The organism is Tsukamurella sp. 8F, assembly GCF_029167375.1.
Taxonomy (GTDB): Bacteria; Actinomycetota; Actinomycetes; order Mycobacteriales; family Mycobacteriaceae; genus Tsukamurella.
In genome coordinates this window covers 173,083-187,988 of the sequence record NZ_JARFTP010000001.1, presented here as the reverse complement: position 1 = coordinate 187,988, position 14,906 = coordinate 173,083, and the positions used below count along the sequence as shown (strand labels likewise).

Annotated in this window: 12 protein-coding genes; 4 read left to right on the top strand and 8 right to left on the bottom strand. The window is 68.7% G+C overall.

Annotated elements, in window-relative coordinates:
* Positions 1-77: 77 nt before the first annotated feature.
* The 6 genes from P0W64_RS00950 to P0W64_RS00925 form a co-directional block, all read right to left on the bottom strand.
* On the bottom strand, positions 78-2,441 hold the full coding sequence (locus tag P0W64_RS00950; RefSeq protein WP_275478164.1) for a RelA/SpoT family protein: 2,364 nt from the start codon (positions 2,439-2,441) through the stop codon (positions 78-80).
* 40 nt (positions 2,442-2,481) lie between these two features.
* Positions 2,482-3,060: an adenine phosphoribosyltransferase gene (locus P0W64_RS00945; protein ID WP_275478163.1), complete on the bottom strand. Its 579-nt coding sequence runs from the start codon at positions 3,058-3,060 to the stop codon at positions 2,482-2,484.
* The gene (secF, locus tag P0W64_RS00940; RefSeq protein ID WP_275478162.1) at positions 3,053-4,171 is read right to left on the bottom strand and encodes a protein translocase subunit SecF; all 1,119 of its coding nucleotides are present in this window, start codon (positions 4,169-4,171) and stop codon (positions 3,053-3,055) included. The genes P0W64_RS00945 and secF overlap by 8 nt, the downstream gene beginning before the upstream one ends.
* 1 nt (position 4,172) lies before the next feature.
* A complete protein-coding gene (gene secD / locus P0W64_RS00935) occupies positions 4,173-5,747 on the bottom strand; it encodes a protein translocase subunit SecD (protein WP_275478273.1) in 1,575 nt (524 codons plus the stop codon).
* A gap of 86 nt (positions 5,748-5,833) precedes the next feature.
* The gene (gene yajC / locus P0W64_RS00930) at positions 5,834-6,193 is read right to left on the bottom strand and encodes a preprotein translocase subunit YajC (protein WP_275478161.1); all 360 of its coding nucleotides are present in this window, start codon (positions 6,191-6,193) and stop codon (positions 5,834-5,836) included.
* Between the two features lie 166 nt (positions 6,194-6,359).
* Positions 6,360-8,465 carry a DEAD/DEAH box helicase gene (locus P0W64_RS00925; protein WP_275478272.1) on the bottom strand — a complete coding sequence of 702 codons (2,106 nt, stop codon included), beginning with the start codon at positions 8,463-8,465 and terminating at the stop codon, positions 6,360-6,362.
* Positions 8,466-8,578: 113 nt separating this feature from the next.
* Here P0W64_RS00925 and P0W64_RS00920 point away from each other — a divergent pair, with 113 nt between their 5' ends.
* Positions 8,579-9,109 (top strand): hypothetical protein, encoded by a 531-nt coding sequence (locus P0W64_RS00920; RefSeq protein WP_275478160.1) that lies wholly within the window; start codon positions 8,579-8,581, stop codon positions 9,107-9,109.
* Positions 9,110-9,228: 119 nt separating this feature from the next.
* Positions 9,229-10,032, top strand: a complete 804-nt coding sequence (locus P0W64_RS00915) for a MerR family transcriptional regulator (protein ID WP_275478271.1) — start codon at positions 9,229-9,231, stop codon at positions 10,030-10,032.
* A 65-nt stretch (positions 10,033-10,097) separates the two neighbouring features.
* Here the strand turns inward: P0W64_RS00915 and P0W64_RS00910 are convergent, their stop codons facing one another.
* Positions 10,098-10,469, bottom strand: coding sequence for a hypothetical protein (locus tag P0W64_RS00910; RefSeq protein WP_275478159.1), 372 nt, complete (start codon positions 10,467-10,469; stop codon positions 10,098-10,100).
* Between the two features lie 771 nt (positions 10,470-11,240).
* On the opposite strand from P0W64_RS00910, the gene P0W64_RS00905 reads away from it, so the two are divergent.
* A complete protein-coding gene (locus P0W64_RS00905; protein ID WP_275478158.1) occupies positions 11,241-12,479 on the top strand; it encodes a bifunctional glycosyltransferase family 2/GtrA family protein in 1,239 nt (412 codons plus the stop codon).
* Positions 12,476-14,536, top strand: a complete 2,061-nt coding sequence (locus P0W64_RS00900; protein ID WP_275478157.1) for a glycosyltransferase family 39 protein — start codon at positions 12,476-12,478, stop codon at positions 14,534-14,536. Before P0W64_RS00905 ends, P0W64_RS00900 begins: the two co-directional genes overlap by 4 nt.
* Here P0W64_RS00900 and P0W64_RS00895 read toward each other — a convergent pair.
* Positions 14,520-14,891 carry a DUF488 domain-containing protein gene (locus P0W64_RS00895; protein ID WP_275478156.1) on the bottom strand — a complete coding sequence of 124 codons (372 nt, stop codon included), beginning with the start codon at positions 14,889-14,891 and terminating at the stop codon, positions 14,520-14,522. The two genes, P0W64_RS00900 and P0W64_RS00895, sit on opposite strands and share 17 nt — an antisense overlap.
* Positions 14,892-14,906 lie beyond the last annotated feature (15 nt).

Sequence of the window (14,906 nt, the reverse complement as noted above, 5' to 3'; positions counted from 1 at the left end):
CGGGCGCGCCACGAGCATCGGTCGCCCACTCCATGACCTCTCCGGGCGGTGCGCTGATCAGGCCGAAGCGTGCGCCACTACTGGGCCGAGGTCACGCGGTAGACGTCGTAGACACCCTCCACGTTCCGCACCACGTTGAGGACGTGCCCCATGTGCTTGGGGTCGCCCATCTCGAACGTGAAGCGGGACACCGCAACTCGGTCGCGCGACGTGGCGACGGATGCGCTCAGGATGTTCACCTTCTCATCGGCCAGCACCTTGGTCACGTCCGACAGCAAGCGGTGCCTATCGAGTGCCTCCACCTGGATCGCGACCAGGAACACCGAAGACGGCGACGGAGCCCAGGTGACCTCGAGGAAGCGCTCCGGCTGCTTCTCCAGCTCCTGGACGTTCGTGCAGTCCGTGCGGTGCACGGATACTCCACCGCCGCGCGTCACGAAGCCGAGGATCTCGTCACCGGGCACCGGTGTGCAGCACTTGGCCAGTTTCGCGAGAACACCCGGCTGGCCGGTGACCAGCACACCCACGTCGCTCGCAGCGGTGGACGAACCCGAGCGCAGTGTCGACGGCGTCGCACGCTCTGCCAGCTCCTCGGTGGCCTCCTCGATACCGCCGAGCTGTTCCAGCAACTTCTGCACGACGTGCTGCGCCGACACCTGATGCTCGCCGACGGCTGTGTACAGCGCCGACACGTCCGCGTAGTGCAACTCCTTCGCGATCGCCGAGATCGAGTCGGCGTTGGTCAACCGCTGCAGCGGCAGCCCAGAGCGGCGCACCTCCTTGGCGATCGCGTCGCGGCCGTTCTCCAGGGCCTCCTCGCGGCGCTCCTTCGCGAACCACTGCCGGATCTTCGCCTTGGCACGCGGTGACACGACGAACGACTGCCAGTCCCGCGACGGTCCCGCGTTCTCGGCCTTCGACGTGAAGACCTCGACGACCTCCCCGTTCTCCAGTTTCCGCTCGAGCGCCACCAGACGGCCGTTGACTCGGGCGCCGATACACCGGTGTCCGACCTCGGTGTGGACGGCGTATGCGAAGTCCACGGGTGTCGAGCCGGCGGGCAGGTTGATGACGTCGCCCTTGGGCGTGAAGACGAAGATCTCCTTGACGGCCAGGTCGTAGCGGAGCGACTCGAGGAACTCGCCGGGGTCCGCGGCCTCCCGCTGCCAGTCGAGCAGCTGCCGCATCCAGGCCATGTCGTCGACCTCGGCGACGTCGCCGCTCTTGCCGTTGCGCCCCTTCGTCTCCTTGTACCGCCAGTGTGCGGCTATGCCGAACTCGGCGGTCCGGTGCATCTCGTGCGTGCGGATCTGTACTTCGAGCGGCTTGCCCTCGGGCCCGATCACCGTGGTGTGCAGGGACTGGTAGACGCCGTACCGCGGCTGCGCGATGTAGTCCTTGAACCGGCCGGCCATGGGCTGCCACAACGAGTGCACGACACCGACGGCCGCGTAACAGTCGCGTACCTCGTCGCACAGGATCCGCACGCCGACCAGGTCGTGGATGTCGTCGAAGTCGCGCCCCTTGACGATCATCTTCTGGTAGATCGACCAGTAGTGCTTCGGCCGCCCCTGCACATCCGCGACGATCCGCGACGCCGACAGCGACGCGTTGATCTCTGCCCGCACATTGGCGAGATAGGTGTCGCGGGAGGGCGCACGGTCGGCGACCAGCCGGACGATCTCCTCGTACTTCTTGGGGTGCAGGATCGCGAAGGAGAGGTCCTCGAGCTCCCACTTGACCGTTGCCATCCCCAGGCGATGCGCCAGCGGCGCGATCACCTCGAGAGTCTCACGTGCCTTGCGCGCCTGCTTCTCGGGCGGCAGGAAGCGCATGGTGCGCATGTTGTGCAGCCGGTCCGCGACTTTGATCACGAGCACCCGAGGATCGCGAGCCATCGCGATGATCATCTTGCGGATCGTCTCCGCCTCGGCCGCGTTCCCGAGCGCCACCTTGTCCAGCTTGGTCACACCGTCGACGAGGTGGGCGACCTCGGATCCGAAGTCCGACGTCAGCTCCTCGAGGCTGTAGCCCGTGTCCTCCACGGTGTCATGGAGCAACGCCGCGACCAGTGTGGTCGTGTCCATCCCGAGCTCCGCCAGAATGGTCGCGACCGCGAGGGGATGCGTGATGTAGGGATCGCCCGACTTGCGGAACTGGGTGGCGTGCCGCCCGTCCGCCACGTCGTAAGCGCGCTCGATCAGCGCGACGTCCGCCTTGGGATACAGGTCCCGGTGCAGCGCGACGAGAGGTTCGAGCACGGGCTTCACGTGGCTACGCGCACTCGTCATGCGGCGCGCCAGCCGGGCGCGCACGCGCCGGGATGTCGACGACGGTGCCGGCTCCGCCGCGACCGCCCCCGACGGTGCCTGGTCGCTCTGCTCGGCGGGGGCTGAGGCGTCGGCCGGGGCACCGCCGCCGGGTACCTGCGGTGCGGACATGGGCTGGTCCTCCCCTCGCTCGGCGATCGGCGGTAGGCCTCTAGCCTACTGACAAGGACGCGACCTCTACCGGTCCGCCGACCGAATCGGCGAGCCTTGCTCGGCCGCCGAGTCCCTCCAGCTCCAGCACGACGGCCACCGTCGCCACCTCGGCGCCCGCATTGCGCAGCAGCGCCACTGTGGCCGAGACCGTGCCACCCGTGGCCAGGACGTCGTCGACGACCAGGGCGCGCTTGCCTCGCAGATCGATTCCCTCGGCCGGGATCTCCAGGGCCGCCGTGCCGTATTCGAGGGCGTACTCCTCGCGCAGCACGGGCGGCGGCAGCTTGCCTGCCTTACGGACCGCGAGCATGCCGACGCCCAGCGCGAGCGCGACACCGGATCCGAGCAGGAAGCCGCGAGCGTCGATGCCGGCGACCACATCCACCGTCGGGCCGTTCACGTCACGGCCGGCGGACGCGAGACCGTCGATGACCGCCGCGAGCGCGGCACCGTCGGCGAACACCGGCGTGAGGTCCGCGAACAGCACGCCGGGCTCCGGGAAGTCCTGCACGTGCCGTGTGCGCCGGGCGATCGCGACCTGCGCCTCGGTCGGCGCGCCGGACTCGGATTCAGCCACGGCGCCGCGCGCGCTTCGTCGTGGGGCGGGCCGCGGGCTTCGCCGGTACTTCCTGTGGCTCGGACGCGGTGCCGACTCCCCCGCCCTCCTCGCGGGCGCGACGGGCCATGACCTTCGCGGTGTGGCGCCGAACCTCCTCCGTGCGCTCCTTGAACGACACCAGCAGCGGCGTCGCGAAGAAGATGGACGAGTACGTGCCGACGACGACACCGACCAGCTGGATCAGCGCGAGGTCGTTCAGCGTCCCCACGCCCAGCATCCATGCCGCGATCACCATGAGCGCGATGATCGGCAGCACCGAGATCACCGTGGTGTTGATGGACCGCATCAGAGTCTGGTTGACCGCGAGATTCGCCTGCTCCGCGTACGTTCTCCGGGTCGTGTGCTGGAAGCCGCGCACGTTCTCCTCGACCTTGTCGAACACCACCACGGTGTCGTACAGCGAGAAGCCGAGAATCGTGAGCAGGCCGATCACCGTCGCCGGGCTGACCTGGAAACCGACCCAGGCGTAGACGCCGGCGGTGACGATGACGTCGAAGAACAGCGAGGCCAGCGCCGCGAGCGCCATGCCCCACTCCCGGAACCGGACCGCGATATAGGCGGTGACGATCACCAGGAAGACGATCAGCGCGATGATCGCCTTGCGGGTTATCTGCGCGCCCCACGTCGAGCTGACGTCGGAGAAACTGATCGCCGCGGCGGACGGTCTCCCGTCCCTACCCTCCGGATGGAACCGGTCGAACAGCGCGGTGCGGACCTTCGCGATGTCATCGTTGTTCATCTCGCTGGTCGCGATCTGGTACGTCGCAGTCGAGCCCGTGCCGGCGGTCTGTACGGACGCCGGCGCGGTGCCGGTCGCATCCGTGACGATCCTCTCGACGGCTGCGGTGTCGGCCGAACCGGTCACCGGGAACGACACCTGCGTGCCGCCGCGGAAGTCGATGCTCAACGTGAAGCCGCGCACGATGATACCGATGATCGCGACCGCGACGATGATCCCAGTCGCTGCGTACCAGACCTTGCGGCGCCCGACGATCGCGAACGCGCCGGTACCGGTATACAGCTTCGAGAGGAAGCCCTCGTGATGTGCCTGCGTGGCGGTTGCGGTCACGTCAGACCTCCTTGTCCGTGGTCACCGACGAGCCCGCGCCCGAGGACACGGCTCCCGTCGACGCCGAAGCGGTGGCGACTCGGTGCTCGTGCGCGACGCGCTGCATGGCCCCCAGACCGTTCATCGACGGCTTCGAGAACATCTCGGTCCGCGACGCGTAGTGCACGAGCGGGTGCGTCACGAGGAAGACGATCACGATGTCGAGAATGGTCGACAGGCCCAGCGTGAACGCGAAGCCCTTGACCTCGCCGATCGCGAGCACGTAGAGGACAGCCGCCGCCAGGAATGACACCGCGTTGCCCGTCCAGATGGTGCGGCGGGCGCGTGCCCAGCCCCGCGGCACAGCGGACCGGAACGTCCTGCCCTCGCGTATCTCGTCCTTTATCCGCTCGAAATAGACGACGAACGAGTCGGCCGTCATGCCGATACCGATGATGATGCCGGCGATGCCGGACAGGTCGAGCGAGTACCCGATCCACCGGCCCAGCAGCACCAGCAGGCCGTAGATCAAGGCTACCGACAGCAGCAGGGAGAGCGCGGTCAGGATGCCGAGCGCTCGGTAATAGAGCAGCGCGTAGACCAGGACGAGGACCAGCCCGATGAGCCCCGCCAGGAGCCCCGCCTTGAGCGAGGCGAAGCCGAGGGTCGCGCTGATGGTCTGCGCGGTGCCCGGCTTGAACGACAACGGCAGCGAGCCGTACTTGAGGACGTTCGCGAGGTCGTTCGCCTCGGACTGGGAGAACTGGCCTGTCACCTGGGTCTCACCGCCGGGGATCGGCCCGTTGATGGTGGGCGCAGACACGACCTGGGAGTCGAGCACGAATGCCGCACCCTTGCCGACGTTCTTGGCCGTATAGTCCGCCCACACCTTGGTGGCGTTCCCGTCGTACTTGAGCTGCACGACGTACTGGCCGCCCTGCTGGTCGAACCCAGCACTGGCCTCGGTGATCTGCTGGCCGTCGATGATCGACGGGCCCAGCGTGTACACCGCGGTGTGGTCCTGGCCGCAGGCGACCAGCGGGAGCTTGGGATCGTCGTTGCCTGCGAGGGGGTCGGGCAGCGAGCAGTTCAGCGCCTTCATGGCCTTCTGCTGTGTCGCCTGGTCGGCGCTCTGCCGCGTCGCCTTCGCGTCTGCGATCGCCTTCTTCGCGACGGCCGGATCGGTCATGTCCGGCGCCTCGGGAGTCTTGGCTCCCGGAGCCGGGACCTGCGCAGCCTCCGTCGCCACTACAGGCCGGACGTAGAGACGCGCCGTCTGACCGAGCGCACGCGCCTGATCACCGTCCTGCCCGGGGACCGTGATCACCAGGTTCGAGCCGTTGATCTGCACCGTCGAGCCGGACACGCCGAGCCCGTTGACGCGCTTGTCGATGATCTCCTGCGCCCGCTCGAGGGAGGTCTTGTCCGGCGCCTTGCCGTCCGGCGTGATCGCCTGCAGCGTGACGGTCGTTCCGCCCTGCAGGTCGATGCCCAGCTTGGGCACCGGCTTCTTGTCGCCGGTCAGGAAGACCAGCGCATAGATGGCGACGACGAACACGCCGAACGCCAGCAGCAGGCGCTTCGGGCTGATGTCGATGCTCGACGAGGTCTGTGCCACTTCGGTGTCGGCTCCTTGAATTCTGGGGGCGAGGACTTCACTGAGGCGGTCTGGCCGCCGGCCGACTAGCGGTCGTCGCCGTCCCGGTCGTCCTTGTCGAGGTCGACGCGCGGGGCTGCGTCGTCCTCCTCGTCGATCGACTCGATCGACGGCGCGTCAGTGGTCTCGGGCTCGATGACTTTGAGCACGGCGCGACGGACCCAGGTCGTGACGAGGCCGGGCGCGATCTCGAGATCGATGGTGTCCTCCCCCAGGCCGACGATGGTGCCGTACATGCCGGAGCTGGTCATGACGCGGGTACCAGGCTGCAGACTCTCCTGCATCGCGGTCTGCTCGTTCACCTGCTTCTTCTGCTTGCGGAAGCTGAACACCATGAAGCCGACCAGGACGATCAGCAGGATGGGCATCAGGGCGGCGGAGGCCATAAAAGATCCAAACTCCTCGGGGTGGGCCCGCGGTCGCCCCGCGGGTCGGGCCCGCGGGATCTCCGCGGACCTTCGCTGCCGCCTGTATTCGGACGGCACTCGGTCGTCCAGTGTTCCATATCGTCCACGCGGGGCGCCGCGCTCGACCCGCTGCGCCGGGTTCGGCTCACGCCGGTCGGTGGATCAGCAGCGGCAGGACGGCGCGCGCACCGGCCTCTCGAAGCCGTGCCGCCGCTACCGTGACGGGCCACCCTGTGGAGCTCGAGTCGACCACCAACAGCGCTGTCGCGCCCTGCACCGAGTCGCCGTCGACGACGTCGTGTGTGGCGGCGTCCGCGAGTGTGTCGCGCCAGTACGCGGCCTCCTCTGCTCCTGATGCGTCGCGCCCGGGACGGGGACCGGAGCCCGACGGGAGGGCGGCGCGCCCGAGCCTGCCGACGTTGGCGATACGGTCCGCGACGGGCTGGACCGGGTGCTGCGTGCCGGTGAGCTGCAGCGATACGACGACCTCGGGGCGTGCGACCCAGTCGTCCCGCCACCGCGCCAGCGTGCCGACCGCGGCATCGGCCAATTCATCGAGCGCCTCCGCATCGCCCGCTCGGGCCGCAGCCAGAGTGTCCACCCATTCAGGAGCGTCGGCGAACACCAGTACCCGCCCACGCTCCGCGGCTAGACCGGGCGGTATGCGACCGCGTGTGCCGAAAGCGCCGCCCGGCCACATCTTGCGCGGCTCGAGTACCTGACTGTTCCGCCGAAGCGCGCGAGCCACGTTCGTGACAGTGGCACGGTCCGGTGCCCCGTCGAGCTGCTCCGGGCGCCGGCCGAGGCACACGGAACACCGCCCGCATTCGGCGGCGTCCGGGTCGTCGAGCGACTCGGTGAGCAACTGCATGAGGCATCGGTCTCCCCGCGTGTACGCGCGCATGATGTCGGCCTCCCGGCGGCGCACCGCGACGATGCCCTCGTAGTGCTTCGCGTCGAAGTGCCACGGCGCACCCGTCGCGCGCCAGCCGCCGTCCACCCGGTCTACGGCACCGTCGACGGCGAGCTGCTTGAGCATGAGCTCTATCCGCGTGCGACGAATACCCGTACCCGCCTCGAGCGCGACCGCGGACGGCGGCGCATCTATCTCGGCATCTGCAAGCGCACGAAGGACCGTGCCCATCTGTTCCGGGTCCGGGATGGTCGCTGTCGCGAAGTAGTCCCACACGCCGGCATCGGATGGCGACGGCAGGAGGGCTACGACCGCGTGATCGATGGCGCGCCCGGCACGCCCGACCTGCTGGTAATAGGACACCGGCGAGGGTGGCGAGCCGATGTGCACCACGAATCCCAGATCGGGCTTGTCGAACCCCATCCCCAGAGCGGACGTGGCGACGAGCGCCTTGAGCTCGTTGGCCCGCAACGCGTCTTCGAGCTGCTCGCGGGTGTCCGCGTCGAGCTGCCCGGTATAGGCGGCGACCGGTATCGCGTCGCCGTGGACTGCCCGAATCGCATCGACGAGGCGCTGGGCGTCCGCGACCGTGAGGACGTAGACGATGCCGGACCCCGGCAACCGGTCGATGCGCTCGGCGATCCACGCGTAGCGCTGGATCGGCGACAGCTGCGGCAGAACGTTGAGTTGCAGCGAGCGACGCGCGAGTGGGCCCCGCAGCACCAGCGTCGCGTCGCCCAGCTGAGCCGCGACGTCCTCGGTGACACGCGCGTTCGCGGTCGCCGTGGTGGCGAGGACCGGCGTATCGGGATGGAGCCTGGTCAGCACGTCGGACACACGCCGGTAATCAGGCCGGAAGTCGTGACCCCAGTCCGAGACAGCGTGCGCTTCATCGATCACCAACAGGCCGAGGTTGCCGGTGAGTGCGTCGAGTACGCGACGACCGAACGACGGATTCGCCAGGCGTTCCGGCGACACGAGGAGCACGTCGATCTCTCCTGCGCGCAGCGCGTCCTCGATCGCGTTCCACTCGTCGAAGTTGGCTGAGTTCAGTGTGGCCGCCCGTAGACCCGCGCGCCGGGCGGCACCGACCTGATCGCGCATCAGCGACAACAGCGGCGAGACGATCAGTGCGGGGCCCGCGCCCTCACTTCGGCGGATCGCCGTGGCCACCCAGTACACCGCCGACTTGCCCCAGCCGGTCGCCTGGACGACCAGCACCCGCGCGGCGGGCTCGACCAGCGCGGCGACCGCGATCTCCTGGTCCTCGCGGAGTCGCGCTCCGGGGCCGGCCAGCGCACCGATGACCTCCGTCGCGCGCTCCGCGCGGCTCCCCATCAGTTGCTGTGCGGCGGTCACTGGTGCCTCCCAGGGGACGACGATCGATTCCCCCGCGACGGTATCGGAGAAGTACGACAGGTTCCCCGGCCCGCCGGGTCTAGTTCTGCCAGGTGCCCGCGCCGCAGCTGAATCTGCAGGTCAGCCTGCCGCTAACATCACCCCACACCGTCGCCGCCGCGTCCCGGGCCAGACGGGCGCTCCACTTTCACACCGCTGACATGCTGGAACAGTCGATCGATGTCCCGACGAACCTCGACCAGGTCACTTGCTTCGAAGGCGTCGACGAGTTCGTTCGCGTCGAACATTCGGAACCCGACCAGTCTGCCGACCAGAGACGCCGCCGCCGAAACAACGGCGCGGTGCCCACGGAACGTGGTGGACACGGCGACACGGCCTCGGGGTCGGAGAACTCGGGACATCTCCGCGATGACGCTTCCCGGTTCGGCCATGAGGTCGAGGGCGCCGAAGCAATAGACAGCATCGAACGTGCCGTCCGCGAACGGCAGCCGGTACGCATCACCACGTACGAAAGCTGCGTTGGCCGCTGGACGGCTGCGGGCGGCACGTGGGCCTCGATCAGCGCACGCGCATGCTCCAGCGCAGACCGCATCCGTCGCCTCCAGTGCCACATCGCTGGGTGAGTGCAACCCTAACGGGGTACGACGGAGTTTGACTCTGCCCCAGGGGCAGAGAACAGCGTGAAGATGCCGGCGAGGGTCGTCCGGCGAAGACGCAGACGAAGGGGTCGCCCGTGCGATCAATGGGTATAGGCGATTTCGCGCGTGCGAGTCGACTGTCACAGAAGGCCCTGCGGCTCTATGACGCCTCAGGGCTTCTGCAACCCGTGACGGTGGATCCGCACAGCGGGTACCGCCGCTACTCCGACGAGCAGCTCCCACGTGCACGATGGATCGCGCGGTTGCGTTCGGTGGACGTGCCTCTGGCCGAGATCGGCGAACTCTTGGACCTCGCGCCCGACGAGTTCGCAGCGCGGCTGCGGTCCCACGCCGCCGAACTGCAGCGGATCACCCGAGCCCGGACCGCACTGATCGAGCACCTCGTCGCCGGCGTCGACGGAAGAAGGAGCGATTACATGAGCGACACAGCAACCGTTGTCACGCGTGACGTCCCGGCGAGACGTCTCTGGACGACGTCGCGGTCACTGACATCCGATCGGATCGGCGAATTCGCCAGAGCCCTGTTCGCACGCTACGGCGCCGTCGCGCACCCCCAGGGTGTGGCCGGCCTGCCGTTCCTGCGCTACCACGGCGAGATCGGCCCGGACGCCGAGTGCCCCGTCGAATTCTGCTGCCCCATAACGGAAGACGCCGGCGCGCCGGACCACGCCGAGATGACGGTGGTGACGGCCCCGGCCGGCAGGTACGCAGCGGTGGACGTCGCCAAGCGCGACGCGTACTCACTGGTGGCGTTCGAGATCCTCTCCGAGTGGGCGCACGAACGGAATACGGAATGGGCCGGCCCGCCCGAGCAGATCTTCCTCGCCGATCCCGAGACGATCGACGACGACGCTCCCCTCTATCAGATCGCCATCCCCATCGCCTGATGATCGACTCGGCGCCGCCCCGCGCCTACGCACGGGGCGGTGGCGGATCGCCGGGGCGAAATGCGCTAGATCTGCCAGGTGAGCGCGCCGTTGTCGTCGACGGCGCACACCAGTGCGCCGCGGTGCAGTCCGGGCTGGGTGCATGGAGCGCCGAGCGCGGGGGTGGTGTGCCAGCGGACCCAGACGCCGCCCTTGCACTCCACGCCTTGATGCGGGCCGGTGATCACCGAGGTACAGGCCGTGCCGAGTCGCGGCTTCTCGGAGCCGGGCGTACCCCACGCTCCGCCCCGGCAGCCGGGCTGCGTTCCGGCGTCGGCGCCGCCGATGATCGCTCCCGTCCCGGATGTACCGCAGCCGTCCGCCGAGGCGGGCGCCGCAACTGCCGCCGCGGTCCCGAGCACGAGTGCCGCCACCGCCACCATCGATCGAGCACGCATCACGGCATCCTTCCGCACGGGAGATCGCGTCCCATTATCAGCCCTGCACGCCCGATCGGCACCTCAGAACCTGTGCCACGTCCCGAGACGGCACGTGAGGGTCGTTCCAAGGTACGTCGCCGTCGCCCCGAGGGGTGAGCATGCGGTGCCCGGACGCGCGTTCAAGGCGCTTGTCCTGGGCTTCTCATGCCACGTGCCCGCAGTGCATTCGAACGTCGTGCCGAGCCGCGTGGTCGTAGCGAAAGGTTGCGAACACCTCTGCCCCTCCCGTGCGGGGCCGTCGTCAACGAGCGGCGACGATCGCTCCCACGTCCCGTTCCGACACGTCAACCCGAACCCGTCCGTCGCGCCTGTCGTACCGGTGCATGAGTCGCCGGCACTGGGAAACGCCGAAAGGGGCCGCGACGGAACCGATGTCCCGCCCGTGCAGGTCTCCTGAAGCCCCACTCCGACGCACAGGGCAGAAGCCGGAGCGGCCTCCACCGCCGCCGGCGCGACCGCGAGCGCCACACCTGCGAGAAGCGCGCTGCACCTGCGCGAAACACTCATCTCCGCCACCTCCGACATCAGACACTAGCGGCGGACGGCCGAGCATGTCCGAGAAGTCCGGATGATGCTGTCGGCGAACACGACTCGCGAGGGCGCGACCGAACGGTCGGTGCATGCCCGAACGACCGGGGCTCACCTCCGCAGATCCAGGAAGGGCGGCTCCCAACCGACTCACAGGTTCGGGGCAGGGGGCGGGCAGACCGGGACCCGAATATCGGTGCCATGACCGCGACCTCCACCATCCCCGCGAGCCAGGCGGACGAGCCGACCCCGGAACCGACCGGGTTCACGGCTCCCGTGCTCGACATAGTCATCCCCGTCTACAACGAGCAACACACGGTGACCGGCTGCGTGGAAACGCTCCGCCGCTACCTCGATGCGCACATCCCCTTCTCCGCCCGGATCACCATCGCGGACAACGCGAGCACCGACCGCACGCTCGAGGTCGCCCGCGGCCTCGCCGAGGACGTCGAAGGCGTTCGCGTGGTGCACCTCGACCGCAAGGGTCGCGGCCGTGCGCTGCGCTGCGTGTGGGAGGAGTCCCACGCGGAAGTGGTCGCATACATGGATGTCGACCTTTCGACGGATCTCAAGGGACTGTTTCCACTGGTCGCGCCACTGCTGTCCGGACACTCTGACGTCGCGTACGGCTCGCGGCTCGCGCGATCGGCTCGAGTGGTTCGCGGCCCGAAGCGCGAATTCATCTCGCGCACTTATAATTTCATGTTACATACGGCACTCCAGGCGAAGTTCTCGGACGCGCAGTGCGGCTTCAAAGCCATGCGCACCGACGTCGCCCGGAAGCTCCTCCCTCTCGTCGAGGACGGCGAATGGTTCTTCGACACCGAGTTGCTGGTCCTAGCCGAGCGGGCGGGCCTGCGAATTCATGAGGTCCCCGTCGACTGGATCGACGACCCAGACAGCCGCGTCGACATCGTGGACACCGTCAAGAAGGATCTCAGAGGTATGGCACGAGTCGGCAAGGCCCTCGCGACGGGCGCACTCCCCCTCGACGAACTCCGCACTTCTCTGCACCGCGACACCGAGGTCGAGGGTGTGCCGCCCGGGATGGTGGGCCAGCTCGTGCGCTTCGGCATCATCGGCGTCGCATCCACCATCGCCTACGCGGTCCTCTACCTGCTACTGCACCCGGTGATGGGTGCGCAGGCAGCGAACTTCACCGCCCTGCTGGTCACCGCGGTCGGCAACACCGCCGCGAACCGTGCCTTCACGTTCGGCGTCCGCGGCTCGGGCTCGCTCGCCAAGCACCACGCGCAGGGGCTCGCGGTCTTCCTCCTGGCGTGGCTGTTCACGAGCGGCACGCTGATCGTGGTCGAACACTACGTACCGCACGCCGGCAGGACGTTCCAGCTGTGTGCACTCGTGATCGCCAACCTGGTGGCGACGGTGTGCCGGTTCGTCGGGTTGCGGTGGGTCTTCCGCAAGGCGGGTACGCCGTGACGGCACCGACAGCGCCTGGAGCGGGCACGGCGCTCATCCGCACGAACACGGACGCACCGACGGAGCGGACTGGACGCCGCTGGGACCGCTACGGTCTCACCCTGCTGTTGATCGTCACGGCCGTCGCCTACCTCTGGGGACTCGACCGGGCGGGATGGTCCAACGCCTTCTACTCCGCCGCCGTCCAAGCAGGAACAGAATCCTGGAAGGCCTTCCTGTTCGGCTCGTCCGACGCCGCCAACTCGATCACGGTCGACAAGCCGCCGGCCTTCCTCTGGGTCATGGAGATCTCGACGAGGATCTTCGGCTTCAACACGTGGGCGATACTCGTGCCCGAGGCGCTCATGGGTGTCGCTACCGTGGCCGTCGTCCATCTGACGGTGCGACCCCGATTCGGCACCGTCGCAGGGCTTCTCGCCGGCGCGATCGTCGCTACCACTCCGGTCGCCGCGCTGATGTTCCGGTTCGACAACCCGGACGCCCTGCTCATGCTGTTGCTGGCGGTCGCGACGTGGGCCACGCTGAAGGCCGTCGACGACGGCCGCGTGCGCTGGCTCGTCCTCACCGGCGCCTGCATCGGATTCGGCTTCCTGACAAAGCAGCTCGCGGCGATGTTGGTGGTGCCGCCGCTCGCGCTGACCTACCTGATCGCCGGCCCGCCGCGGCTCGGAAAGCGGATCCTGCACCTACTGGCGGCCGGCGGCGCCATGGTGGCTGCTGCGGGTTGGTGGATAGCGCTGGCGGAGTTCTGGCCCGCGTCCGACCGTCCGTACTTCGGCGGCTCACAGAACAACTCGATCCTCGAGCTCACGCTCGGATACAACGGCCTCGGCCGCCTGAGCGGGAAGGAATCGGGCAGCGTCGTTCCCGGCGGCGGCTCCGGAACCGGCGGAGGGATGTGGGGCGAGACCGGCCTGACGCGCATGTGGCAGCACGGCCAGGCATCGCAGATCGCGTGGCTGCTCGGCGTGGCGCTCATCGCTCTCGTCGTGGTGCTCGTGCTGTGCGGCCGAGCGCCCCGCACGGACGCCCGCCGTGCAACTGCGATCGCCTGGGGCGGTTGGCTTCTCGTCACGGGACTCACATTCAGCCTGATGGCCGGAATCTTCCACTCGTACTACACGGTGGCGCTGGCACCCGCGATCGGTGCCCTGGTCGGTGCGGGCGCAGCATCGGCGTGGCGGGCCCGCGACCGCCGATGGGTCCGTGGCGCCGCCGCTATCGCCGTTGCCGTCGCCGGATGGCAGGCGTGGTCGATCCTCTCGGACGTGCCCGACTGGAATCCATGGCTGCGTTGGGTCATCGCGACGTGTGCCGTCGTGGCGACGGCGACGCTCCTCGCCTCGCTCGTCCCCACGTTCGCTCCGGGCGCTCGACCGCCCGGACTCCGCCGCGCCGCCGCCACGGGCACATTGCTCGCGGCGCTGGTGGCGGGGCTCGCGGGGCCGCTCGCGTACACGGTCGTCACCCTGCAGAACCCCGCGCAGGGCTCGATCCCCTCAGCGGGCCCCAGTAGCGGATTCGGCCCCGGTGGTCTCGGGCGTGGCGGCTTCGGCCCCGGCGGCGCAGGCGCCCACGGTAGGCACGGCGGCCACGGATCGTTCACCCCGGGCATGGGTCGGGGATCGAGAACGGTGGGCGACGCCGAGATGCCGGTAGGTATCGCGCCCGGCCGTGGGATGCGCGGCGGGATGGGTGGAATGTTCGGGGGTGGCACCGTCTCCGAGTCTCTGAAGGAGACGCTGCTCGAGAACGCCGATGCCTACACGTGGGTCGCCGCCACGGTGGGAGCGAATCAGGCCGCCACTTACCAGCTCGCCACGCTGAAGTCGGTCATGCCGATCGGCGGCTACAACGGGACCGACCCGTCGCCCACCCTGCAGCAGTTCCAGGGCTATGTGAAGCAGGGCCGCATCCATTACTTCGTCGTCGCCGGCGGACCGTTCGGAGGAAGCAGCGAGGGCACGGCGACGTCGATCACCTCGTGGGTGGAGCAGAACTACGCCGAGGTCACTATCGACGGAACGACGATGTACGACCTCACCCAGCCGAACTGAGCAGGAAGTCGCGGAGCACCACGGCGTGGTTGACCTCGGGATCGTGCGCCCCGAAGGCCAGGGTCACCACGTCGTGGGCCGCGATCGCGCCGCGCAATTCCTCGAGCGCCGCGGCCTGGTCCGGGCGCGGGTCGCACAGCTCGGCGTCGTAACGCACCCGGAACTCCGCGAATCGTGCCGGGTCATGCGACCACCACTTCCGCAGCTCGGGGCTGGGCGCGACGTCCTTAGACCAGAGATCGAGCGCGGCACGCTCTTTGGTCACGCCGCGGGGCCAGAGGCGGTCGACGAGGACCCGGTAGCCGTCACCGTCGTCGGCAGGCTCATACACCCGCTTCAGTCTCACCTCACCCACCGGCGGACTCCTCTC